This is a genomic window from Pelagicoccus albus (assembly GCF_014230145.1).
GTDB classification, from domain to species: domain Bacteria; phylum Verrucomicrobiota; class Verrucomicrobiia; order Opitutales; family Opitutaceae; genus Pelagicoccus; species Pelagicoccus albus.
The window spans coordinates 163970-186742 of record NZ_JACHVC010000005.1 but is presented as its reverse complement, the minus strand read 5'-3'; the positions used below and the strand labels follow the sequence as shown (position 1 = coordinate 186742).

Sequence of the window (22773 nt, the reverse complement as noted above, 5' to 3'; positions counted from 1 at the left end):
ATTGCGGGATTACGAATGCGATATTGCCTAAGCTCTGATTTCGTACCAAGCAGTGCATCACGAAAGCTCTCCGTATTACTTTACCAAACACCAGCCCCAACTTCATGCCACTCCAATCCCGGGAAGTAAAACCCCACCCCAAGCCAAGACAGGTAGTCACGCTCTCGGGTGAAGTTCTAATCGTTCCTGCACATTGGGACTTGCTAGAACCAGGGGACGCTACACTGACCAGACGAGTTAAAGCGAAGGGCCCTAGTTGGACTGTGAAGGAGAAACGAGGCCGTCGCGTTGTGTCTCTTGGCGTTTGGGCCGACAAGGAAACCATAGAAATTGAACGGCTTAAGCTCAAAATAGAGCGACAAAAACCGGAGTACCAAAAGCAGCTTCAAGCGGGAAGAGATCGAAGAGCCAAGCAACAAGAGAACTACGTGGAGGACTTTCGCCGGAAGGTGTTCGAGTTTCTCGATTTTCACCCCAAGTACGAGGCTATGGCCAGAGTCATGGCCCAGCAGATCGCCTCGCATGCTACGCCGGTCGGAAGCGGAACCGTGGCGAGAACGGAGAGAATTCCCATCGAAAAGCGGGCCGAAGCGGCTACCATCGCTTGGATGCGACATCAGACAACTGCCTACGACGACATGCACATCCCTCGAGTCAAAGGAGCCAGACGCGAAGCGAGACGCAGGCTCGCGGCAAAATCCAAGGAACTACTGGAAACTTACCGAAGGGGCACCTCAATCGAGCTGACGAAGTGCCCATTGGCAAACGCCCTCACCCCCAACAAGGTAGCTGAAAAACAATCTGGCGAACCTGAAAGACCGAGCCAAGGAGAGCTGTTTTCTTAGGATAGCTCTTTTCGTAGAGCCGCTCGCGTCGCTTTATCCACTATCTTGAAGATGCGGTCTAAATCGGAAGATTCTCGGTTTGGACGGTGGCCTTTGATCTTTTTAACTGTGAAGCTTAACGCATCACTCAAGTAATAAAATTTTAGATACAAATCTGCTTGAGCCAGTTCTTTGCCATTTTTTCCGCAAAAGCGGGCTTTCTCCAGACGAGCTCGTCGTTCGCTCAAGCCACATATAACTTGGGAATCCGTATAGAGAGTCATTGGGCCTACATGAAGAGAGATGCTCTCTAGAGCCCATATGACACACTGAAGCTCTAGCCTGGAGGAACTAGTCGGATAAAAACGTTTCGTTCGCACCAAATCAGCTAGATTGTCGCAGTCCCCCAACGGTGGACTCTCTAAAAGAAGGAAACAGCCGTATCCAATTTTAGACTTCGGATCAGAGCTCCCATCGGTGAACAAACTCCATGACATATTGGGAGACCAAGCTCTAATGCCTCCATCGAAGCGAGACCAATCTCGGATTAGGGAAACAGCTTGTCCAAAGCAGTATCTATTCGCTCCCGAGCGGTTTGATCCGCGGTCCAAGATTCCGGCAAACGTGAAAATTCCCCTTTAGCCGCTACAAGCAAGGCCAGCAGCATACCACGAGCGGAGCTATCTCCTCCTACCAGAGCATTTTGCTCAAGCATTTCGACCGGATCCGACTCATATTTCAAAGCCAGCCACAACGTAAGCGGAAGCGCTTTAACCACGCTGCAACTTTGGCCGAAATGTTGGGCGATGGAAATAGGCTCCCCCTCGAGCATTTCGCGAGCCGCATTCAACTCTTCGCCGATTGAAGATTCGTATTCACCCTCTACCGCAGCAGAATCGAAAGCTTCGGAGTACCTCGCGCCTTTTCGCACCGCATTGACAACTCGGACAAAAAACTCGGCTGCATCGGAAACGTGCGGATCGCCGTGGGTGGACTCGACTTGTTGTCGGGCCGAACGGATTTGCACCTCAAGCGGTTCCTCCGACAAAAACGCAAGCAGTGGAGCCATGCGGGAAGCTCCCGCTAAATCGTGGCTGTCAGAAGGTCGAGGGGATCCAGAGGTGTAGTTATCGAAAGCATCACGTGTTGCGCCATCGAGGTAGCTCACGGGGTCGCTCTTCCAAAACTCTGCCCAGTCCTCCAACCAGGCTTCTTGCGACCATTCACCTCGGCTCGCCAAAGATTCCAGCAAAACCAAGGTTTGGTCTCCGTAGTGCGTAAAATCACCTTTTACTTTCCCGGGATGATACTCCGAACGCGGCTCATCCAAATCAGCGATTCCTTCCGGGTAAAGTCGGGCAAGCTCATCGGTGTCGTATACCCAATGGGGTCCTAGACAAAAGGCATCGGCTGCGAAAGCAGCATTCACCAGATCCCTCTGGTAGTCAGAGGAGTAAACGTGGGTGAAGAATCCCATAATGAGGTAAAACGGCAGGCAAAAGGTCAGTCTCAATTTTCGCATCGTGTAGGCCCTTCGCCATAGCAAATTTGAGACCAGAGCCAAATATTTGATAGATCGGCTCACTATCGCAATGGTGCGGCTTATAAAAAGTCCACCATCGCGATCAGGTGGGAATCTCAAGTACCCTCGCGCAACCAAGCCCGGGCCAGCTCTAATTCCGTAATGTCGTAGTAGTTAACATCTGCCTTGGTAAACGGCCTCACGGCAGTCGCCATGGCTTTTTCCCATTTCTTGTCCCCAACGATCGCGAGTCTGAAAATCGCGTTGTAATGATGGAGTCCAAATTTGATGTCTTCCAACATGCCACCCATGGTCCAACCTTCGAATCCCTCGCAGTTGAAGAGTAGCCGAACTTGACCGTGCAGCTCCACTCCTGCGTCGATGACCGGGATGAATTCCTCGCAATCCTTCTCGGTCAGTTTTCCGTGAACATTGAGCTCGACCACCTTTCCATCCGCCCAAGTTTTCACTTTCACCTCATGCGTACCAACACTCATATAGCCTCCTTTTGGTTTGAGTTAGTCAACGAAACGAACGCGCAGAACATAATGCTCGGCTGAGAAAACCGCAAGTTCGGCGGCCTTTTCGATTACGACTTATCCGACTCTCTAATGACGCTTGATAGCTGGGCCCACGGTGGTGCCACTTTCAGTAAAACCGTGCATGATTACGGTCTGATAACAGCCTGACAATTAGGGGTTGGCTTACATCGCCTCTCCTGCGAAACACTGAGCCCCTCTACAATAACCGCCTTTATGTTCAGAACACTATTATTGACCACATTGATTTCGATGAGCCTTTCATCACCCATATTTGCTAACCCTTTGATCCTACCCCTTTGGGCCGAGACTCCGCCCAACCACCAAGAGTCAGAGCTGGAAGAGACAAACGAGACGAGTGGCGAATTCACCCTCATCGCCAAAGTACAGACACCCACCATCGAAGTGAGGAAACCGTCTCCCGCCAATTCGATCCGGCGAGCAGTCGTCATTTGTCCCGGCGGCGGTTACGGATTCCTCGCCTATGATTGGGAGGGCGTGGACATCGCGAGCTACCTGAACGGCCAAGGCATCACGGCCATCATCCTGAAATACCGCCTACCGGAAGACGCCAGCAACATAGAGCCACACAAAACACCCTTGCTAGACGCCAAACGAGCGCTGCGGCTAGCGAAAGCAAATGCAGAAGCTTGGGGCTACGACACAGTTGGGATCATGGGGTTTTCAGCAGGCGGCCATTTAGCCTCCACTTTGGGAACCCATTTCGACCTCGGAGATCCGTCTCAAGAGGATCGAGTGGAGAAATTCAGCTCTCGCCCCGACTTCATGGTTCTACTCTATCCAGTGATCTCAATGATAGAAGGCATCACCCATGCAGGTTCTAGGGAAAACCTCATTGGCGAGGCTCCAAGCGAAGACCTGATAAACTTCTACTCGAACGAATTACAAGTCACCCCCGAAACGCCACCGACTTTCTTGCTCCATTCAAGCGACGACGAAACCGTGCCCGTTGCCAATAGCCTTCGCTTTTATCAGGCCCTGCTAGAGAACGACATCGAGACCGAAATGCACTTGTATCCATATGGAGGGCACGGCTATTCACTCGCCATCGGAAAAGACCGACTATCACAATGGCCGGAGCTCTGCGCTAGGTGGATAAGAGAGGTAGAGCTTTAGAGGGACAGCGTTTCTGGCACTAACGCTGATTCGCAAAAAAAAGCCGATCCGCCAGAAGTTGGCGAATCGGCTCGATACGCGCCGAGGGGCGAGACTCGGACGCGTGGTTTAGTGCAGCTTACATGCTTGCTACCACCCGGTAGCAAACTGCAGAATTTATCGGACTGGGATCGATCAAGGTCGTGGTCGATGCGTCTGCAATGAGTTCGGCATCTTCTACCAATTCCCAATCTCCATCAAGTGAAGCGATTTTCCAGAGGGCGAAACTAGCGTCAGGGAGATTCTCCACTTCGACCACCGCGAGACGCTCTTCGATTGTGAAATCAACGATCGAGACGACTACCTCAGCGCCCAGAACTTGCAGCGTGAATGTCTCAGAGGTCGTCTTGTACCCATCGGATACGCTTACAGTAACTTCCGTGACACCGGATAATCCAGAGTTGGGCAATAGGTCCAAAGTCCGGGATGCTCCACTGCCGCCTAAGCGTAGTCCACTTGTCGATACGACTGATTCGTTAGAGGAAGTCACTTCAATATCTAACGCGCTAGCGGTCGTTTCAAAATCGCTTATCATAAAAGCGACATCTTCTAGCGTTCCATCAAAATCAACGGTGTAGAATTCTTCGAATCCACTAATCTCTGGAGCTTTGTTCTTGGATATCTCGACTCGTACAGCGCCAAAGGTCTCATTGTAGCCATCGCTCACTCCAATTCGGATGATACCGGTACCTGAGTTGTCTGCGACAGTCTGGAAGCTCAGCGTACGGCCATTGCCTGTACCAGAAATTTGTATACTCTCGGACGAAATCAATGTTTCATCTGTAGATGACGCTGATACGAGCAGCTCGGAAGGCGCATACTCAGCATCGGAGATCGAGAATTCGATCGGACCGACAAGCATGCCATCGTAGGCACTCGTTGTGGCGATGCTAGAGATGGTAGGAGCTAGATTTCTAAGAACTTCGATTGTGAAGCTCTGTTGAACGATTTCAACCCCATCACTTAGAAGCAATGTGACCTCAGCCGATCCTGTTGAAAGCGCTTTGGGTGTAAGGGTGATAGAGCCAGTGTTGGCGTCGAGCTCTAGTTGAAGCCCGTCTAGCGGGAGAAAGGTCAGATCAGATGAAATCGCTTCCAAGACAAGGGAGTCTGCCGAGCTCTCCGCATCTGAAAAATCAAAGCTAAGCTGTGGAATGCTCTCCCCTTTAAGAACCACGATATCCTCCAGCGAACTCAAACTAGGAGCAGTGTTGGCGAAGGAGCCAACTGAAACATTTGTATAACCAGAATAGCCAAAAGCGTTGAACGCACGTACACGGTATTCGTATTCAAGTCCTGGAACAATCGTTGAATCAACGTAGCTAGATTGATTCGATTCGACCACGGAAATCAGCTCATAGTTTCCGCCGGCCAGGGCCCTTTCGACCTCGAAGCCATCCTCGTAGTTCGAATTGTCGTTCCAGCTCAGACTTAGCTGCGCCGCGGTAGCGAGAGAGGATATCGCTACTCCGGCAAACAAGCCGGAGAGGACCCTGAAGAGTTTCGCATGGATCGACTTCTCGCCAAGTCGGTCTGCGTGTGACTCTGATGATTTTAGGCTTTGCATGATAGGCCATGCTTCGCCTTTAGAAACCTCCTCTGAACAGAAGGTGGCCAAAATGAACGACCACACGCACTCCTGAGCAAAAGCTACGCAACCCCATTAGGTAACGTCCTCGCGAGCCTTTGCAGAGTTACGTCAACCGACTCTTAGGGGGTCTAAATTGTAAAAAACCAGGCAATGAGAAATGAGTAGTTCTCCGCTCGAGCCGTTTTGCCCGCTTCAAGGCTCAAAACCCAAGGAAGCCTACCTATTAATCAATCCTTGCCCCTACCCTGGTCGTCGCTATTCCCAGCCCTTACCTAACACCCAAAGCTATGACGCAGTCTATCTACGACATTCCAGCACTCGAAAAGCATCTGATCCGAAATGGTTTCGGCGGGCGGGATATTCGTCGTACCTACCGTCTACTTTTCCGCGAGTTCCAAAAGATCGACACTCTCGGCTGGGACTCGGAGGTCTTGGAGGATACACGGGCCAAATTCCAGACAAGCTACCTAACTCTGATTTCACGCATCGATTCCCAGATCGACGGCGCAACTAAGCTCCTTTTCGAAACCGAGGACGGAAAGAAAATCGAGACCGTCATTTTGCGAATCGCCACCGGGCGCACCAGCATTTGCGTATCGTCTCAAGTAGGCTGTACGGAGAAATGCCGTTTTTGCTCCACGGGCGAACTCGGTTTCTTCCGCAACCTGAAACGAGAAGAGGTCCTCGACCAGGTCGTCCAGGCCGGCCAAATCCTAGCCAGCGAGGGGAGAAGCCTACGAAATATCGTTTTCATGGGGATGGGAGAGCCTTTGCGGAACTACCAAAACCTAGTGGATGCCCTCGACCTCCTGCTCCACCAAAGCGTGTTTAAGTTTATTCCGAAACGCATTACCGTGTCATCCTTGGGCATACCGGAATTGATCCTCAAATTCGCCAAGCGTTTCCCTGAAGTCAGCCTAGCCCTAAGTTTGAATGGCTCCAACGATAAGGGACGCAGCGAGGTCATGCCGATCAACAACCGCTACCCTATGGCCGAACTGCGTTCGATGCTAGAGGAGCTGGAAACCATTCGCGGCAAGGAGGTCATGATCGAATACATCATGTTCAAGGACCTGAATGACAGTCTCGAATCCGCGGAGGAGGTCGCAGCGTTCCTTAAAGGGCTGCAGGTCCACGTTAACCTGATCCCCTACAACCCGGACTACTCGCTCAACAAGTCTTTCCAAGCCTCGTCCACCGAGGTTATCGACGATTTTAAAAAGAGCTTGCAGGAAGCTGGGTACAAGGTGACTCGACGTTTCTCTCTCGGGCAAGACATCGCTGCTGCCTGTGGCCAATTGGCCAACAAGGGCTAGCATCCCCCCCACTCGCTCGGACTTACACTTTAGGGCGAGCCACACATAGCGGGCAGTCAAGTTGACTTGAGTCGGCGCGCTCTCAGGATTTGCGGAGCATAAACCACCATCCCACCCGCAATTCACATGAGCGTCCGAGTATACTCCCTCTCTATCCTAGCGAGCGCCTCGATGGCTTTCGCATCAGCGAACCCAATCGACCTGAGCATCCCTTCCGAGTCCCCTGTCGTTGAGGCAGGCGAAAAATTGGAGGTAGCCATTTCCATAAAGTCGCCGAGCGAGGAGGCCGCCGAGTTTTCCATCAAGCGCTTCATGAACAACGTAAACCTGGAAACGGAAAGCGAAGGAAGCTTGGTTGGAGAAGTCAGCAGCGTCACCGGCTTCCAAAGCGAAGAGCCAGCCTCCTACATCTGGGAAGTGAAAGTCGGCGAGGAAACCGACAGGATCGGAGCAATAGTTTCCCCCGAGGACATAGAGCCTGGCCTGAAACGCCCCAAGGATTTCGACTCCTTCTGGAAAGCCCAAAAGAAGCTGGTCAAAAAGATGCCCTTGGATGCGCAAAGCGAGCCAATTGACCTTTCGTCCGATCACGATGGCTACGCCGCTTTCGAAGTAGAAATAAGCAGCCCGGGCCCCGAGCCGATGCGGGCAATCCTCGCCAAACCGGAGGGAGCCGCCCCGGGATCCCTACCCATAATCATCCAATACCGAGCGGCAGGCGTGAAAGGTATCTGGTGCCGAGCTCAAACGGAAGAAGCGCTTGGCTTTGCAAAGCGCGGCGGAGGAGCGCTCGTTTTGGATACCAACGCCCACGGCATGTTAAACCTCGAAGAAGAGAGCTACTACGAGAACCTGGAAAACGGCCCCCTGCAAAATTATTGGGATAAAGGCGTACAAAGCCGCGACACCTTCTACTTTCGTTTCATGTACCTCCGCGCCCTTAGGGCGATAGAATACATGACTCAACAACCGGAATGGGACGGAAAGCGTATCCTTGTGGTGGGAGAAAGCCAGGGTGGCGGGCAAGCTCTCGCCATGGCCGGACTTGATCCGCGCGTGACAGATGCCGTAGTCACCGTGCCAGCCATGGGTGATTTCGGAGCTCCCCTCGTGGGAAGAAAAGCAGGCTGGCCTCAGCCTCTAGAAATTCACGGAACGGATAATCAGGCAGCCATAGCAACCGTTCCCTATTTCGACACCGCCCATCTTCTGAAAGGAAGCAAAGCCAATATCGTGGCCGAAATCGGGCTCATCGACGATACCTGCCCTTCTACTTCCATTTACGCCGCCCTCAACCAATCGTCCGGGCAGAAAACGATTTATGCCGTGCCTTACCGAGCCCACCCATGGCCCGAAGGGGCGGATCGAGAAGAGTGGGACAAAACGGTTTTGGCAGCGAAAAACGCCTATATCGACGCCTTCGCTCAATAGTTCCGAAGCGGCTAGAGCTCGCTACCTAGAACAACCTCTATCGCGAGCGGCCCTCCGCCAACGTCAGGCATCGCCACAAGATCCAAGCGTTTCAAGTTTGGAATTCGCTTATCCATTTCATGGGGCGGCGGATCCAACTTAGTAACGGAAAACTGGCCGTCAGATGGTTGCGCGATGGATACCTGCAGGGTCTTGCCATCCTGCCTCAAAATGGCCCCGCCTTCCACTAATTTCACTTCCGCGACCGTCATCAGCTGCCAGCGGACTTCATGCCCTTCCTCTGCAAATAGGAGCTGGTCCGAGATCTTAACCGCTGAATCCGATAGCACCTGAAAACTCCGCATCGCTCGCTTCACCTCCGCACCGAACAACTCTTTTAGATTGAAGCTGGCGGTTTTTGATTTCGCATCGAAGCGGGTGAGCAAGGCTCTGCCTCGACTCACATGGAGTTTGGAGTCGACCGTCAGAGTGCTGTGCCCGAAGTTGTTTTTCGTGAGCAGGTCCCATCTCACGCTACTTTGGTGGGTTCCCCAGATGGAACCGCCTCTAGATTTGTAGTATTCTTCGAGCGGATGGTAACTCTGATTGCCCAAATCGATTCCCCATCTCACTCCATCCAACTCGAAGACAAAGGAGCCACCGTCCAAATTCGCGTGGTGGTTGGTGCCCTTGCCGCCTTTGGCCCCGAGAAACAAAGCATTCGGGTCATCAAAGGAGGAACGAAAAACGACCAGTGGGTTGTCACCCCTGCCACGCCAGGACAACGGGAGTTCCACCTCCTTTTTCTCATTGAAATGGCTTAGCCACAAAAGAGAAACAGGCGCCAGTCGTTCATCCGGACCTTCGGCACTCAATCGGAATCCGTCTTCATCCAACAACACCTCGTTTTGAAGATAGTTCGGATTTCCTGTCTGCCGAGCAAACCAGGAGAGAGCTTCCGAGAAGCCTAGCTCCAGCTCTCCGTCATAGTAGTTGTAGTACTTCCCACTCGGCGCCTCCATCAAACGCACAAAGTCGGCGCTTTCCATGAACCCGAAAGCTTTCTCGATCTTGTAAGTACGGCCAAATCCGGTTTTCAGCGCGTCGATCAAAACAACATTGAACAAGGTGCCGTAGGCCCAGTACATGGCTCCTTCTTCGTAAGCTCCGTCTGGAGCGTAGGCAGCCATCGCCTTGGGTAGATTGGCCAGCATCCTGTTCAGTGCCCGGGCCGCCATTTCGGGATCTCGATCCGCCAATTCGATGGCGGCTGCCACCATACCTGCATTGCAAACCTGATTCCAGTTACTGTCCCGGGCAAAGATCTCCTGCAGTCTTGGGTTCTCACCGGCCTTAAGACCAAACTCATAGAGCGAGTCTCTCGCCAAAGAACGCGTTTCAGGGGAAAGGTCGTCCCCGCACCAATCGAGCGTCAAAGCCACGGCGAGGGACATCTCAGCCACATCCAAAAAGTGGGAAGGATTCCAATCGTCGAAACGGCTTACCGCGATCAACAAAGCCTCGGCCCGTTCGAGGTAGCGTCGGTCGCCGGTCATTCGCCACGCCATGGAGAGGTAGCTCCCCCTCTTCAATGCCTTGCGCGACGTGGCTAAAATTCGTCTCCCAACCTGATTCCTCTCCAAAACCGGGACTGACAACATCGCCTCCGCCGCAGTCAGGATTTCATCGCGGAGTATCGCGACTGCAGGATCCCGCGATGCAGCTGCAGCGATTCGCCGCTCGTCGCCCTTCCTCCAAATCAAACGGGGGCGTTCAGATTCCAGCCGCCGCTCTAGCTTCTTAGCCGAAAAAGGTCCGATAGCTCCAACCTGAGCCTTCGCGAAAGGAATTGCCGGACTTATCAGTAAACTCAAAAGCAGCGCTCCGATCAGCTTCATACGGGGGAAGCTTCACGAAAGCGCTGCTTTTCTCAATAGCTTATTCCAGCTCCTGTGCCGTCCTTTTCGAGAAGTGAAAAACCAATGTTCTTCCGCTTTTCACGACGAGCCGTTCCGGAGTGAAACAGGCTGTAACGCAGGCCTTACGAGAACTGGTGTCGAACTGCGGCGCGGCGGCGCTCGCGAGCGCTAGTCTGCATGGCTGCTTTGATGCGGGCGAGCCTAGCTGCCTTTTCCGCAGACATTGGGTCTACGGACGGAACAGCTTGCTGGCTGATTTTCGATTCTCCGGTCTTCTCTCCGGAGCGAGATAGTGTGACTTGCTGGTTCATGTCTCAGATGCTTTCTGTTTCTTTCGCGACCTGTTTCTTGGATCGCCGATCGGGAGCGGAGCCGACGAAGCCGCGACGACTTGAGGTCCATTCCTGACGCTTAAGATTTGTGAAACGCCACGGCGGGCGGTCTAGCCAAGTTTCCAAGGCGAAAAACCCCAAAACTTGGACGGTTATAAAAGCCCCTTCTACAAATGATTAGCCTAACAAGGCGCAGGAGCTCTCACGTCGCGTTAGAGTCGAAAAACGTAACGGAAAAGTTCTATTAGTAAACTGCGAATCTTAAAGAAAGTTGAAAAAAGAAACGGCTGCCCCACTGAGCAGCCGTTTCGATAAAATAAACTGAACTTGGCTTTAAGCAGAAGCGCTAACAGCCTTGCTCTGGTCAGCGATTCCAAGCAGACGATCGGACTTGGTCCGCAATACGCTGTAAAGAGTCTCATCGGTGAAGAGCTTCTTCCCATGGGCTGGCAGCATGGCGGAGAGACGCGTTTTCCACTCGTCAGTCGCCATTTCCTCGGGGAAACATTTCTCTAGAACCTCCACGATGATCGAAACCGAAGTCGAGGCACCCGGGGACGCGCCGAGCAGCGCAGCGATGGTTCCATCCTTCGAAGAGACCACCTCAGTTCCGAACTCGAGCTTACCGGTGCTGTCCTCGTTCTTCTTGATAATCTGAACTCTCTGGCCCGCTGTTACCAGCATCCAGTCCTCCTCCTTCGCGTCCGGGAAGAACTCCCTCAAGCCTTCGACGCGATCGCTATGCGACTTGCGAACCTCGTTGATGAGATACTGGGTGAGGTCCATGTTATCTCGGCCAACAGCCAAAAGCGGCAGGATGTTGTCCAGTTTGACAGACTTGATCAGGTCTAGATTGGAACCTTCCTTAAGAAACTTCGGTGAGAAACCAGCATAAGGACCGAAGAGGAGAGCCTTCTTGCCATCGATAACTCGCGTATCGAGATGAGGTACCGACATTGGGGGAGCCCCAACCGCCGCCTTGCCGTAAACCTTGGCCGCGTGCTGATCAATGACGTCATGATTAGTGCAAACGAGGAATTGCCCACTGACCGGGAAACCGCCGAAGCCCTTCCCTTCTGGGATTCCGGATTTCTGCAGCAGATGTAAAGAACCTCCTCCAGCTCCGATAAAGGCAAACTTGGCAGTCAGCTTTCGCTTACCTTCCTCCTCGCTATCGACCTTCAGCTTCCAACTCCCATCCGCGAGTTGCGTAATGTTCGTGACCTTGGCTTGCATGGCGAGCTCTACACCATCCAGCGAGATCAGGTAGTCGATGAGCTGCTGAGTGAGAGCTCCAAAATTGATATCGGTGCCGCTTTCGACTCTCGTCGCCGCGATCACTTCATTTTCATCACGACCTTGCCCAAGGAGCGGAGCCCAATCCTCCACGACCTGAGGATCATCGGAGAACACCATTTCCTCGAAGAGGTGAACTCCAGAAAGGGCGTCGAAGCGCTTTTTGAGGTAATCCCTATCCTCGCGGCCTCTCACGAAGCTCATGTGCGGGACTCGCTTGATGAAGACGCTCGGGTCGGCAATGACTCCGGACTCCACGAGATGGGCCCAGAAATGCTTGGAGTTCTCGAACTGCTCGTTGATCTTGATGGCCTTCGAAACATCAACCGATCCGTCCTCCTTTTGGGGCGTATAGTTGAGCTCGCAAAGAGCCGCGTGTCCGGTGCCGGCATTGTTCCAGGCATGGGAACTCTCTAGAGCGACCCGTGGAAGGGACTCTACAATCTGCAGAGTCAGGCTGGGGTTCAGCTTCTTGAGCATGATCCCTAGCGTAGCGCTCATAATGCCGCCGCCAATCAAGACGACGTCTGGATTCTCGAGAATAGGACCTGTCGAAGGTCTTACGGTGCGTTGTTTCATAGCGTTGCGACCGCGGCTCGAGAGGAGCCACGGTTTCAATAGCGTTCAATAGTTCTTGGTGCCCGTCCGCCCTCGAAAGGGCTCGAGTTGGTGCGACTCGAAAAACGGGAGGGCTGTTCAGACCCAATAGGCCGCCAGTTGCAACCCTTCACTCAAACTAATGCATCGCTTGCGCCAAATCAGCTCGGGGCTCCTTTTGAATCGAAACTGGATCAGCTTCAAAAAAGCCCTAAGTGGGGCTGCGAAGAATCAAGCGAGACTGCAAGGCATGCGGCCCCATTTTGATGGCATAGCCTCCGGAAACGCTTACTTTTTGGTCTGCAAAGACAGGACCTTCTTGGACGCGTTGATCTTCCCCTTGCTGCTGTAGTCCTCGTGGTAGTCCTCGATGCGATCCAAACGGTACAAGTAGTTGATCATTATCCCGGCCGACTCCTGCAACCCTTTCAACGAAGTATCCCCCATCCAGTTGAGCTGCTCCATGCGAGCTCCGTTGCTGATGTGGAAATGAGCCACAGGATTCGCTGCAGTTTGCATCTTACGTCGCTTAACTTGCAGGAGATAGTGAGCGCAGTTTCTGAGCAAGATGGGCTTAAGCGCTTCACTCAGCTTTTCATCCCGAGACCAACGGGTGCTTTCCAGTGTCTTGGCAACAAACGGGATGGGCTCTTCGTCCCCGATTAACTTTCCAAGAACTTTGAGTTCGGAAGGCAGGAGACGGAATTCCCCGGAGGCCAACTCGGATTGAAACCATTTCAGGAAGCCGGGAATCGGCGAGAGCGTGGCGAACTGCTTCAAATTCGGTAAATCACGACGCAAAAGATTGACCACCTGCTTGATGAGGAAATTGCCAAAGCTGATGCCCACCAGCCCCTTCTGGGCGTTGGAGATGGAATAAAAGATAGCCGTGTCCGCCTCATCCGATTCCAAGACAACCGCTTTCTCATTGAGCAACGCTTGAATCTGGTCGGACAGTCCCTTCACGAGAGCCACCTCGATAAAGATAAGCGGCTCGTCTTTCATGCAGGGATGGAAAAAGGCGAAACAGCGGCGATCCGTATCTAGACGGTTCTTCAAATCTGACCACCCCCTGACCCGATGCACCGCCTCGTAACGGCTTAGCTTCTCCAGCAGGGAGGCGGGCGAATTCCAATTTATGCTCTGCAACTCGAGGAACCCGACGTCGAACCATGACTTGAGGAGCTCCTTCAAATCCATCTCCAAAGGGGCCAGGTGCGGGTGTTCCTTTTTGAGGGAAAGCAATTCACTGCGTAGCTCTACCAAAAACCTTGGCCCAGAGTGCAAAGTGTTGAACTCCCTGAGCAGCTTAACCCGTGCTGGCTCTAACGCTAAACGAAGGTCATGCCGGGCGGTTTCGATATCCGCTTCTTCTTTGGCATTTTTCAATGCCTCAACCGCGCCTTCCACCAGATCCCCATCAGCCCCGTATTCACGACTCAAAATGGTCAAGAATTCCAGACGTTGCTCCGGCGAAAAGCTCAAGTAGGAACGAGCGAGATCCGCAGCTCTCTTACGAGCGGAAACCTCTCCTCCTTGCTTAGAGAGGCAGGCTTCGATCTGGCTTCTCCAGTCGTCCGGATCCAGCTCTACTGAATGTTGCGATTTTTTGGATACACGAAAAATCTCCCACCAGGCAGAGCCCAGCTTGCTCCAGGATCGTTCGAAAATCCCTTCTTTTCCCTTTTCTTCTTCCTCTGTATTTTTCGGCATAATTGATGTCCTAAAATTTATTGAGCCCTAGCGATAAACTCACTCAGCTTCAGCATATCCGCACTCCCTATTCTAGCAGGTCCATTATCCGGAAAACCTCGATTAGAAGGCTCTGTTATAGGCTCTTTCAGCCATAGACTCTGGCCTCGCTGCCATTTTGCAAGCCAAGTCGAACGCATCCAGTCTCCAGCGGGGCTTCGACCTTAGTAAGTATCCCTCGGATACAGGAAATCGTTAAACCACGTCGAGTCTAGCCTTGGTCCCGTTCCCCGATTTCAGAGAGGACCTGGTAAATACGATCAGAAATGGGAAGTTCGCGATCCCCCTTTTCTCCCTTCGATTCGCCCGCAGCGCTCCAAGCTCCTTCCACAATGTCAACCGAGGAACCAGCGGTGGAAACGTTACCACGACCGCCCCGGTCGTTCCCTGTAAACGAGGTGGAGGCCAGAACGGTATTCTCCGACTGACTAGCGTAGACCGATCCCATGCGGACTCCGCCATTGTTACCGGAAATTGTACAGGAAGCGATTTCCAGATCGAAAACGCCGCGCCCCTCTTCGTCATGTCCCAAAAACATGGCCCAACTCCCTGAGTCCGCGATTCGGCTTTCGAAAAATACCAGTCTCTTGGAATTTCGAGCGAAGACACCTACATCTCCGTTGTTGAGCAGTTCGCAACGAACGAAAGCGGAATCCTCGAAACGATTATCAAGACTGATTCCCGCCCCCCGGTTTTCACGCATTTTGCAGTCCACTGTAATAACCGCCGAGCTATCATAGTAAGCTACCCCATCGAAGAAATTGCGATCAAAGACCGAGTTTTTCACCAAGACGTCCCTGCACCGCCAGCTGATTACGAGGCCGCCAGATCGGTTGTTGCTACTGTCGACATTCTCGACGAGCAGCCCAGTCACGACACGGACGTCTATGCCGTTGTTTCTTATCCAAGGCAAGTCGTGGTGGTACTCGCTCTCCTGCCTGTCTCGGTTGCCATCGATAGTCAGGTTAGCAATGCTGACATCCGATATACGCTCCTCTTCGAGAGGATAACTCGACAGCGATCCCACGGAAAGAACAGGGGTTTGCACTCCAGAAGCCAAACGCAGTCGTACGTCGGATTCGCCAATCAATTGAACCCTTGAGCGATTGATATGAAAACTGTCCCGAAGTTTGTAGTCGCCCGTTCGGATGAGAACCTTTACACGCTCTGCCCTACTCGCATTGAGCAAACGCTCCACTCGCTCAAAATCACGGTTGCGGGAAATCTCGAACACCGCCTCTTGCGATCCCAGCGGGTCAGGCCCCTCGGAAGCGACCACATAGTTTCGCTCCGTTACAGTGAAGCAGAACGCGAATATGCAGACGCGCCAAATGAGAAGCTGAGTCGATTTTAGGAACATGGGGGTATACGGGGTTTCGACCCTAAAACCCTACGTGAACTACCACATATTTCCAGTCCTAATAGCGATTATAACAAATCGCAAAACCCCGACGAAACGGCACACGCATCGCACCAAGCTACCGTGCCCGAGAGGACGGCTTTAATCGGATCCTTCGCGTCTGCGAAGGCGAGCTTCCACTCCCTCCATGAGAGCCCTTGCTCCAATAGGCTTGTCGAAAAAACCATCTGCTCCGACTCGCCTGGCTTCCTCCCTCAATTCCGGCTCAACGCACCCCGTTAACATGAAAACAGGAGCTTTGGATCGCGACTTGAGAGCCCGAATCACATCCAAGCCATTCACTCCATCCATTCTCTCGTCGACGATTGCGAAGTCATGCTCGAAGCAAATCTGGGCCTGGAGAACTTGGTCTCCGCTAGCGACCCGTTCGACCAACCATCCGTAATGCTCGAACAGCATGCCCAACGATTCCAAGACCATCGGATCATCGTCCACCAAAAGCACCTTACGTCGATTCGGTCCAGTCATTCGCCCTTCCTCCATTTTCTAATACCCGAGCAGTTTCTTTTCCCAAGCCCGCTCCGCCTCCATCACTCGCGACAAGAAAGCTTCCTCGCCTCCGAGTGAGGGAATTTGGGCAGGCTCGAGCGGGAGCCAAATCTCGAAGCGTACTCCCCCCATTTCAGATTTTTCTGCGATGATGCTTCCGGAATGGTGGTGAACCAAGAAATAGGAAGCCAGCAGGTTCACCCCGTATTGGTCGGGCTTGTTAGAACGGGTGAAAAACGGATCAAACAAACACTGCAGATTAGAAGCAGACAAGCCCGGGCCGTCATCTTGCAGGACAACTTTCACGCCGTCGTAGTTACCATTTCCCTGTTTCTTCTCCACGGAAATGACGAGCCTGCCGCCGTCTTTCGCATTTTCGGCTTCATCCTTTATGATTAGCTCAAACAGACGATCGATCATCGGCCCATCGGCTATCACGTTCGGTACTTGATCCGGTTGAAATTCGACTGATATTGACCTCCTAGCCAGTTCGCTACGGTTCTGGTCTAACGCTCGATTCAAGGCTGCGTTTACATCGACTTCAGTCTCATTCGGAGCAGAAGGAGCTTCCGGAATTTTCTGAACCTCTTTCAGCAATTCCATGACCTTGGCGATCGAATCCTGGGCAGTGGCGTAGAAGTTATTCCAATAATTGGGGTTTCGCAGTCGCTCCAAATCGACATCCTCACTCTGCAGCTTCAAGGGAGCCAGATCGAGGAAGGTCTTAACAGCTGTGAGGCCATTGCGCATGTGGTGGTTCAGGCCTGCGGCGAAAATCCCGAGACTGATGAGGCGATCAGTCATCATCAGCCTCTGCAGAGCGGATAGCTTCTCTTTCATCAAGAGGTCGCGCTCCCTCTGGATGAGATAGAACTCCATGGCCCGCATGATACTGATCTCCAACTCTGGAGTCTCGACTGGCTTGGTAATGTATTTGTAGATCGCCCCCTCGTTAACCGCTGAAATCGCCGCATCGATATCGGCGTAAGCCGTGCAAAGGATACGAATGGTACGGGGCCTAGACTGGCGAATATTCTCAAGCAGTTCGGTACCTTGGGCACCGGGCATTCTCTGGTCAGTCACGACTACTGCAAAAGAATCGGGGGACTCGGAGAACTTGTCCCATGCGGTTTCGGCATCATATGCCGTCACCACATCAAACGTATCCATCAGATACTCACGTACCAAATCAGTAGTCTGCTCCTCGTCGTCGACGAAGAGCACCCGAAAGCTCTTATAATCGTATTGGCCTGTCATTTACTTTCGAATACGCGTTTTCACGTATTGGCGTATCTTGGTAGCGTGATAGTGAAACGACACCAGTCCTCGTACTCGCTGTCCACCAAGATCTTCCCATTGTGTTGATCAATTATTCTGTGACAAATACTTAGACCAAGCCCAACTCCTTTTCCAACCTTCTTGGTGGTAAAAAAAGCGTCGAAAACTTGTCCCAGTTCCTGCCGTTTTATCCCTAATCCGTTATCCTCGAAAACAAGCTTTATCTCATCGCCTTCTTCTACACCGGAAATTTTTAGCCAACGCCCTTCGCCACCTTTTTCGAGCAAACTGTCCACCGAGTTCTGCAGCAGGTTTATGAAAAGGTGAACGAGCTGAGTCTGGTTACCGCGGATGAGCAAGCCACTCGAAACCTCCTTCTCCAGGCTCAGCTTGGCAACAGGGATTTGCACGAAGCGGATAGCGGTATCAATCGTCTCGAGTAAATCGATCCGCTCGAACCGACTGGCATCTGGATGGGTAAATTCCCGCAGACTCGAAACGATCGACGAAACGCGTCGGATCCCTTCGTGCATATCGGCAAGGGGCTTCTCCAAGAGCTCGGGCTCCGGGTGTGGAGATCTGCTAAGCCGCTTTTTGATTAGGTGGATCGAGGTAACCGCGAAGTTCAACGGATTGTTAACCTCATGCAGCAGTCCCGCGCTGAGCTGGCCCAAAGATGCCATTTTCGCCTGTTGCACCATCTGGGTTTCCGTCTGTTTTATCAGGCTTAGTGCCTTCTCGAGACGCTTGGTTCGGTCCTCGATTTGCTGCTGCATGTCGTAGACCGCGGCCAAATTACGGCAGCGAGCCAACAGCTCCATGGAGGAGAAGGGCTTGGTCAAAAAGTCCGTTGCCCCGGCGTCCAGAGCCTCAAACTTGACCTCTTCATCCGCCCTTGCAGTCAACATGATAATGGGAACGCCTTTGTGCTGAGGCATCTCCCGCAGTCGTTTCGTAGCGGCGATCCCATCCATTTCCGGCATCATGTAATCGAGCAGAATCAGATGGAAACGGTGACTCTCGGCCAGCTTCAAAGCCTCCATCCCATTGTGAGCTTCATGGATCCGGTAGGCTCCTTTCAATTGCGAACGGAGAAAGCGCATCATTTCGGGCTCATCATCCGCGACAAGAATACCGGGAAGCTCCTCTTCTTCAGTCGCTACCTCTCCGCTTGGTTTCTCGACGGTAGAGTTAACATCCAACTGAGTTGGAAAAAAGTCCGCTCTCCGATAGAGCGTCTCTAGCCATTTAGTATCCACCTCATCCTTACCTTGAGAAACGACGGAGCTTTCTCCGATGGGCTCAACCGTTACATCTAGGGTCGCCCCCATAACCGTGCCTTTGCCGAGTTCGCTCTTGGCATCTACTTCTCCACCATGCAGACGCACCAGATCTCGAACCAAGGCGAGACCGATCCCGACACCTTGGTAGCGTCGATTCGACGAAGTCTCCGCCTGCCAAAAGCGATCAAAGACACTCTCAAGTTCCTCCGGAGCAATCCCTTTGCCTGTATCTTCGATCTCGATACGAACATGCTTTCCCAACCGCTTTGCTCGGACTGTGATTGCTCCCTTCTCAGGGGTGAATTTGATCGCGTTAAAGAGAAGGTTCAACAGCACCTTTTCGACCTTCTCCCGGTCCAAATTCACCATCGCAATCCCCCCGTCGTCTATCTCCCAGCGAAAATCCAAGCCTCTTTCCTCGGCCAAAGGAAAGAAGGAGCGGCAGATTCCCTCCAGATAGGGCTCTAGCTCTACGGTCGTTGGCCTCAACTTTAGGGAGCCACTGTCCAAGCGGACTAGATTCAGCAAATCATTGATCAAACGCATCAGCCGCATCGCGTTTTGCTGCATTATATCCAAAAGTTCCTTACGCTCAGTATCCGCAACTCCCTCATCGCTTCGTCTCAAGCGATCCAGAGGACCAATCAAAAGAGTCAGAGGAGTCCTTAGCTCGTGACTTATGTTGGCGAAAAAATTGGTCTTGGCCTTGTCCATCTCGAGCAGCTTCAGGTTCGATTCCTTCAACTCTTCCCGCTGCTTCGCCATTTGCTCCCGAAGGAGGAACTCCCTAAAACGTGAGCGATTCAGATAGTAGCTGCCGGTAATCCCTATCAGTCCCGTTAGACCAATGAAATAGTAGTTATTGATCAGACGCGACAGCCCCGTCCCGCCATGGTAATAGCAGGCGGCCGTATAGATGCAGATCATCATCAAAACGGCCAACACCGTCTCCGGCACATACATCTGAGCGACCCAAGTCAGTCCTATCAAAATGAGATTTAACCCCGCGTAATAAGGCGAAGCCACGCCTTCTGTGTAGTAAATCATCAAAGCAATAAAGACCGATGGCAGCGCGAAGATAAACAAGCCGAAAGCCCTATAGAACTTGCGGCCGATAGGTCCTTTGAGAACCCACCAACAGAGCAAAGCGATCAACGAGCAGCCTACTCGCAAAAGTAGAAAAAACCAAAAGCTCTCTGGGTATACAAAGTAGTCGAGCAATGCCCCAAACGGCATCAACAGTACGATGAGCAAGGTCCCGATTCGGGAATTGGCGACACGGGTCGAAATGTTGTATTCAACAAACCGAGACCACTCGTCTTCTCTAAACCCACTAGAATTAGGCATCAGCAGCGGGCTTCCGAATTTCCAGAAACAGATTTACTCCCGAAACGTCTTTTCGAAGCGTGAGACAATCCTTGGGTGCCTGACGGGGGGCGAGACTCATAAAGTCCTCCGCATTTCGGTAGATGAGATGCCACTCCATGACATACTCCATAACCCCTTTTACCGGGTTGCTTTCATCAACATTGGTAGCCACCACTACGCCGCCGGGAGCAACCATCTCATAGAAGATTTCGAGCAATCGTTGGCAAACCCGATCGGATAAATAGTCGAACAAGCCTGCACAGTAAACGACGTCGTATCCAGAATCTCCTGTTCCATCCCTGCCGATGCGTGGCCCTTCTCGCAGTATCTGATTCACCGAACGCTTGATCGTTCTCAACGGCGTCGATCGGCCGTATTGGGATTTTAGATCTTCCAGCAGCCGCCCTGTTCGCTGCAAAGTCTCTTCATTGAAATCAAGTAAGGAAAAGTCCGCCGCATCGCAAAGGCTGCTCCCTTCCAAGAATTTCTGCACCTCCATAGCGGGACCGCAACCTAAGTTGAAAATCCTCGTAGCCCGGCCCGCCGACTTGCCGCGCTCGACTTCAGAGTTCAGCATTTCCACAAGGTAATCTATGCGGTTGCGATGAGCCTCAGCTGGAGGAGAAGCCAGAAATGTCGAATTTACCACCTTCGCAAAAATGGAAGCGCCCTCGGCTGGATTTCTAAGAATCATGTTAACCATCTCATAATCGCCCGCATAGCCCAAAGGCTTGTCGTACGTCCGATGCACGAAAGGAGCGCACATAACAAGCGGGTGGAGCTGGCGGCGGCAGTAGGCCCTGTGGATGGCAGTAGCCTCCTCACTGACAGAAGATGCAACCTCTTCGAAGCGGCCGAATTGCTCCGCGACGAGAGGTGCCATAAGAGCATTGATGCGATTGATCAAATCGAGCTCCCGCCTGCTGCGATCGCTCTCGGGGGCCGACCTAATGGTGACCTCCAACTGCTCCGTCCAACGCTGTAGATCCGCCAAAAGCGACTCGATATCCGCAATCGAAACCTTCAGTTCTGGGGAGACCGCCTCCAACTTTCGCCAGTCTTGGATAAGTCTTTCGAAGTCGTCCGCCAGGCGCTCTAGCTGATTACTCGGCGAGAGCATTTCCATGTCGATCCAGCTCTCCTCGTCCAAGGTCCCCTCGCAAATGAGGACAAGGCCCGTATTGATCATGTTGCTGACGATGGCTCGACCACGATAGACGCAACGAGCGTTAATGATGATTTCGAAATCTCCCAAGACCTCAGAAAGCTGAAGGATGCTGTAGGGATTGTAGACTTCGAAGGAGACCAAGTAGCGGGTCATCCTCATGACCGTAGCCCGTATCAGGGTTCCTTGGCTATTCTTGCAAACTATGAGGCTCTCGTTCTCGAATACGGGATTTTGATTCATCAACTACAACTGGGAAGCTGCACTGTAAAAGTGGCCCCTCGCTTTGGGCGAGAGCAAATCGAAATCGATCCAGCAGCCGCTTCGACTATCTTGCGGGCTATGTACAATCCCAGCCCGGTCCCTTGCGTCTTGGTCGTGTAGTTGGGCAGGAAGATCTTCTGCCGAAGCTCGGGCGAAACCCCGTCTCCGTTGTCTGAAACCGAAAATTCAATCATCCCGTTTCTGACCGAGCCGCAGAAGCAAACGACTCCTCTCTCTTCGGGAGCCGCATCTATGGCGTTCTGAAGCACGTTTACTAAGATCCGCACCACCGCATGCCGGTTCAAAGCGGGCAATGCGGATACATCCTTAAGCTCTACGGAGAGCTCGACCCCCTTTACCTCCGCCCGGCCGCGAACAAAATTCGCCGAAATCTGAGCGATATCTCCCAAGGAAGCATAATCCGCCCCAAGCGACTTAGAACTAGAAAGAGCTTTCCACTGCTCTACCAGCGAACCGAGATACGAAATATTCTGATCCATCATCGCCGCCAGCTTCGCTACCTCAGGATTCGAATTTCGCTCCATCAATACAGAGCTCAAGGCCTGCAGACTCGTCAGAGGATTGCTAATATCGTGCAGAAACGAAGCAGCAACCAAGTCCTCGGACACCTTAGATCCGCTATCCGCCGGCTCTTCAACCTGAGTCGCCGGGTCAATCAGGAGTTCTTTGAGTCTAGACTTTAGGGCCCTCGCATCGCACGGCTTATGGAGGCAATCCGAGGCGCCCAATCGCATAGATTCCTCTACCGACTCAAGGTTAGCGAATCCTGTCAAAATAATCACACGCGCAAAGCGATCCACATTACGGATGCGCCTGAGCGCCGCTAGACCATTCTCGTCAGGCAGATGCAGATCCAATATGACAACATTAGGAAGTAGCTCTTTAAATCGATCTACTCCCTCCGCGGCAGTGCTTGCGGAAAAGGTCTGGTAATCGTCCTCGAGAAGCAACGACAAGGCTTCCCTGACGTACGGATCGTCATCGATCAAAAGGATTTTCTTTTTCGAAATCGTCAAAACAGGCCTCCAAGGATTAGACCGGCCACTTTCTAGGAGCGACGCAAAAACATACAAGGTCCAAAGCCGATACGGTACCAAGCGAGGACCCTACGAGAGTCAGAGAACTCAGAATAAAACTTATTTAACCTCAAGGTTTGCCTTAGGTCAGATACATGAAAATGAGCCCATCCCCCTTTTTCGAGAGATAAGACG

Annotated in this window: 18 protein-coding genes; 4 read left to right on the top strand and 14 right to left on the bottom strand. The window is 52.5% G+C overall.

Features of this window, described 5'->3' with window-relative positions:
* Positions 1–104 precede the first annotated feature (104 nt).
* Positions 105–845, top strand: coding sequence for a DUF2293 domain-containing protein (locus H5P27_RS02770; RefSeq protein ID WP_185658848.1), 741 nt, complete (start codon positions 105–107; stop codon positions 843–845).
* On the opposite strand, the gene H5P27_RS02765 is transcribed toward H5P27_RS02770, so the two are convergent.
* The 3 genes from H5P27_RS02765 to H5P27_RS02755 all read right to left on the bottom strand — a co-directional run bounded on the left by H5P27_RS02765 (position 842) and on the right by H5P27_RS02755 (position 2843).
* The gene (locus H5P27_RS02765) at positions 842–1321 is read right to left on the bottom strand and encodes a ribonuclease HI (protein ID WP_185658847.1); all 480 of its coding nucleotides are present in this window, start codon (positions 1319–1321) and stop codon (positions 842–844) included. The two genes, H5P27_RS02770 and H5P27_RS02765, sit on opposite strands and share 4 nt — an antisense overlap.
* Positions 1322–1371: 50 nt before the next feature.
* Positions 1372–2346 (bottom strand): ADP-ribosylglycohydrolase family protein, encoded by a 975-nt coding sequence (locus H5P27_RS02760; RefSeq protein WP_185658846.1) that lies wholly within the window; start codon positions 2344–2346, stop codon positions 1372–1374.
* Between the two features lie 116 nt (positions 2347–2462).
* On the bottom strand, positions 2463–2843 hold the full coding sequence (locus H5P27_RS02755) for a SpoIIAA family protein (protein WP_185658845.1): 381 nt from the start codon (positions 2841–2843) through the stop codon (positions 2463–2465).
* A gap of 294 nt (positions 2844–3137) precedes the next feature.
* On the opposite strand from H5P27_RS02755, the gene H5P27_RS02750 reads away from it, so the two are divergent.
* The gene (locus H5P27_RS02750; protein ID WP_221774580.1) at positions 3138–4022 is read left to right on the top strand and encodes an alpha/beta hydrolase; all 885 of its coding nucleotides are present in this window, start codon (positions 3138–3140) and stop codon (positions 4020–4022) included.
* Positions 4023–4140: 118 nt separating this feature from the next.
* On the opposite strand, the gene H5P27_RS02745 is transcribed toward H5P27_RS02750, so the two are convergent.
* Positions 4141–5628, bottom strand: a complete 1488-nt coding sequence (locus H5P27_RS02745) for a fibronectin type III domain-containing protein (RefSeq protein ID WP_185658843.1) — start codon at positions 5626–5628, stop codon at positions 4141–4143.
* Positions 5629–5939: 311 nt separating this feature from the next.
* Here H5P27_RS02745 and rlmN point away from each other — a divergent pair, with 311 nt between their 5' ends.
* Both rlmN and H5P27_RS02735 read left to right on the top strand, forming a co-directional pair.
* Positions 5940–6968 (top strand): 23S rRNA (adenine(2503)-C(2))-methyltransferase RlmN, encoded by a 1029-nt coding sequence (gene rlmN / locus H5P27_RS02740; RefSeq protein WP_185658842.1) that lies wholly within the window; start codon positions 5940–5942, stop codon positions 6966–6968.
* A gap of 126 nt (positions 6969–7094) precedes the next feature.
* A complete protein-coding gene (locus H5P27_RS02735; RefSeq protein ID WP_185658841.1) occupies positions 7095–8399 on the top strand; it encodes an acetylxylan esterase in 1305 nt (434 codons plus the stop codon).
* Positions 8400–8410: 11 nt separating this feature from the next.
* Here H5P27_RS02735 and H5P27_RS02730 read toward each other — a convergent pair whose 3' ends face one another.
* The 10 genes from H5P27_RS02730 to H5P27_RS02685 form a co-directional block, all read right to left on the bottom strand.
* A complete protein-coding gene (locus tag H5P27_RS02730) occupies positions 8411–10276 on the bottom strand; it encodes a heparinase II/III family protein (protein ID WP_185658840.1) in 1866 nt (621 codons plus the stop codon).
* 143 nt (positions 10277–10419) lie between these two features.
* Positions 10420–10608: a hypothetical protein gene (locus tag H5P27_RS02725; protein WP_185658839.1), complete on the bottom strand. Its 189-nt coding sequence runs from the start codon at positions 10606–10608 to the stop codon at positions 10420–10422.
* Between the two features lie 354 nt (positions 10609–10962).
* Positions 10963–12504 carry a malate dehydrogenase (quinone) gene (gene mqo, locus H5P27_RS02720; protein ID WP_185658838.1) on the bottom strand — a complete coding sequence of 514 codons (1542 nt, stop codon included), beginning with the start codon at positions 12502–12504 and terminating at the stop codon, positions 10963–10965.
* A gap of 306 nt (positions 12505–12810) precedes the next feature.
* Positions 12811–14235: a malonyl-CoA decarboxylase gene (locus H5P27_RS02715; protein ID WP_185658837.1), complete on the bottom strand. Its 1425-nt coding sequence runs from the start codon at positions 14233–14235 to the stop codon at positions 12811–12813.
* Between the two features lie 250 nt (positions 14236–14485).
* Positions 14486–15634, bottom strand: a complete 1149-nt coding sequence (locus H5P27_RS02710; RefSeq protein WP_185658836.1) for a right-handed parallel beta-helix repeat-containing protein — start codon at positions 15632–15634, stop codon at positions 14486–14488.
* Between the two features lie 141 nt (positions 15635–15775).
* Entirely contained in the window at positions 15776–16162 is a 387-nt protein-coding gene (locus H5P27_RS02705; protein ID WP_185658835.1) for a response regulator, read from the bottom strand.
* 18 nt (positions 16163–16180) lie between these two features.
* Entirely contained in the window at positions 16181–17440 is a 1260-nt protein-coding gene (locus H5P27_RS02700; protein ID WP_185658834.1) for a hybrid sensor histidine kinase/response regulator, read from the bottom strand.
* 20 nt (positions 17441–17460) lie between these two features.
* A complete protein-coding gene (locus H5P27_RS02695; protein ID WP_185658833.1) occupies positions 17461–20091 on the bottom strand; it encodes an ATP-binding protein in 2631 nt (876 codons plus the stop codon).
* Entirely contained in the window at positions 20084–21520 is a 1437-nt protein-coding gene (locus H5P27_RS02690; RefSeq protein ID WP_185658832.1) for a class I SAM-dependent methyltransferase, read from the bottom strand. The genes H5P27_RS02695 and H5P27_RS02690 overlap by 8 nt, the downstream gene beginning before the upstream one ends.
* Positions 21520–22578 carry a hybrid sensor histidine kinase/response regulator gene (locus H5P27_RS02685; protein WP_185658831.1) on the bottom strand — a complete coding sequence of 353 codons (1059 nt, stop codon included), beginning with the start codon at positions 22576–22578 and terminating at the stop codon, positions 21520–21522. Before H5P27_RS02685 ends, H5P27_RS02690 begins: the two co-directional genes overlap by 1 nt.
* Positions 22579–22773: the final 195 nt, after the last annotated feature.

What these genes read in the sequence shown, in the direction of transcription:
- H5P27_RS02765 (WP_185658847.1), bottom strand. Translation starts at nt 1,321, where the DNA reads ATGTCATGGAGTTTGTTCACCGATGGGAGCTCTGATCCGAAGTCTAAA.
- H5P27_RS02745 (WP_185658843.1), bottom strand. Translation starts at nt 5,628, where the DNA reads ATGCAAAGCCTAAAATCATCAGAGTCACACGCAGACCGACTTGGCGAG.
- H5P27_RS02705 (WP_185658835.1), bottom strand. Translation starts at nt 16,162, where the DNA reads ATGACTGGACCGAATCGACGTAAGGTGCTTTTGGTGGACGATGATCCG.
- H5P27_RS02710 (WP_185658836.1), bottom strand. Translation starts at nt 15,634, where the DNA reads ATGTTCCTAAAATCGACTCAGCTTCTCATTTGGCGCGTCTGCATATTC.
- H5P27_RS02695 (WP_185658833.1), bottom strand. Translation starts at nt 20,091, where the DNA reads ATGCCTAATTCTAGTGGGTTTAGAGAAGACGAGTGGTCTCGGTTTGTT.
- H5P27_RS02755 (WP_185658845.1), bottom strand. Translation starts at nt 2,843, where the DNA reads ATGAGTGTTGGTACGCATGAGGTGAAAGTGAAAACTTGGGCGGATGGA.
- H5P27_RS02760 (WP_185658846.1), bottom strand. Translation starts at nt 2,346, where the DNA reads ATGCGAAAATTGAGACTGACCTTTTGCCTGCCGTTTTACCTCATTATG.
- H5P27_RS02700 (WP_185658834.1), bottom strand. Translation starts at nt 17,440, where the DNA reads ATGACAGGCCAATACGATTATAAGAGCTTTCGGGTGCTCTTCGTCGAC.
- H5P27_RS02690 (WP_185658832.1), bottom strand. Translation starts at nt 21,520, where the DNA reads ATGAATCAAAATCCCGTATTCGAGAACGAGAGCCTCATAGTTTGCAAG.
- H5P27_RS02715 (WP_185658837.1), bottom strand. Translation starts at nt 14,235, where the DNA reads ATGCCGAAAAATACAGAGGAAGAAGAAAAGGGAAAAGAAGGGATTTTC.
- H5P27_RS02725 (WP_185658839.1), bottom strand. Translation starts at nt 10,608, where the DNA reads ATGAACCAGCAAGTCACACTATCTCGCTCCGGAGAGAAGACCGGAGAA.
- H5P27_RS02735 (WP_185658841.1), top strand. Translation starts at nt 7,095, where the DNA reads ATGAGCGTCCGAGTATACTCCCTCTCTATCCTAGCGAGCGCCTCGATG.
- H5P27_RS02730 (WP_185658840.1), bottom strand. Translation starts at nt 10,276, where the DNA reads ATGAAGCTGATCGGAGCGCTGCTTTTGAGTTTACTGATAAGTCCGGCA.
- H5P27_RS02750 (WP_221774580.1), top strand. Translation starts at nt 3,138, where the DNA reads ATGAGCCTTTCATCACCCATATTTGCTAACCCTTTGATCCTACCCCTT.
- rlmN (WP_185658842.1), top strand. Translation starts at nt 5,940, where the DNA reads ATGACGCAGTCTATCTACGACATTCCAGCACTCGAAAAGCATCTGATC.
- mqo (WP_185658838.1), bottom strand. Translation starts at nt 12,504, where the DNA reads ATGAAACAACGCACCGTAAGACCTTCGACAGGTCCTATTCTCGAGAAT.
- H5P27_RS02770 (WP_185658848.1), top strand. Translation starts at nt 105, where the DNA reads ATGCCACTCCAATCCCGGGAAGTAAAACCCCACCCCAAGCCAAGACAG.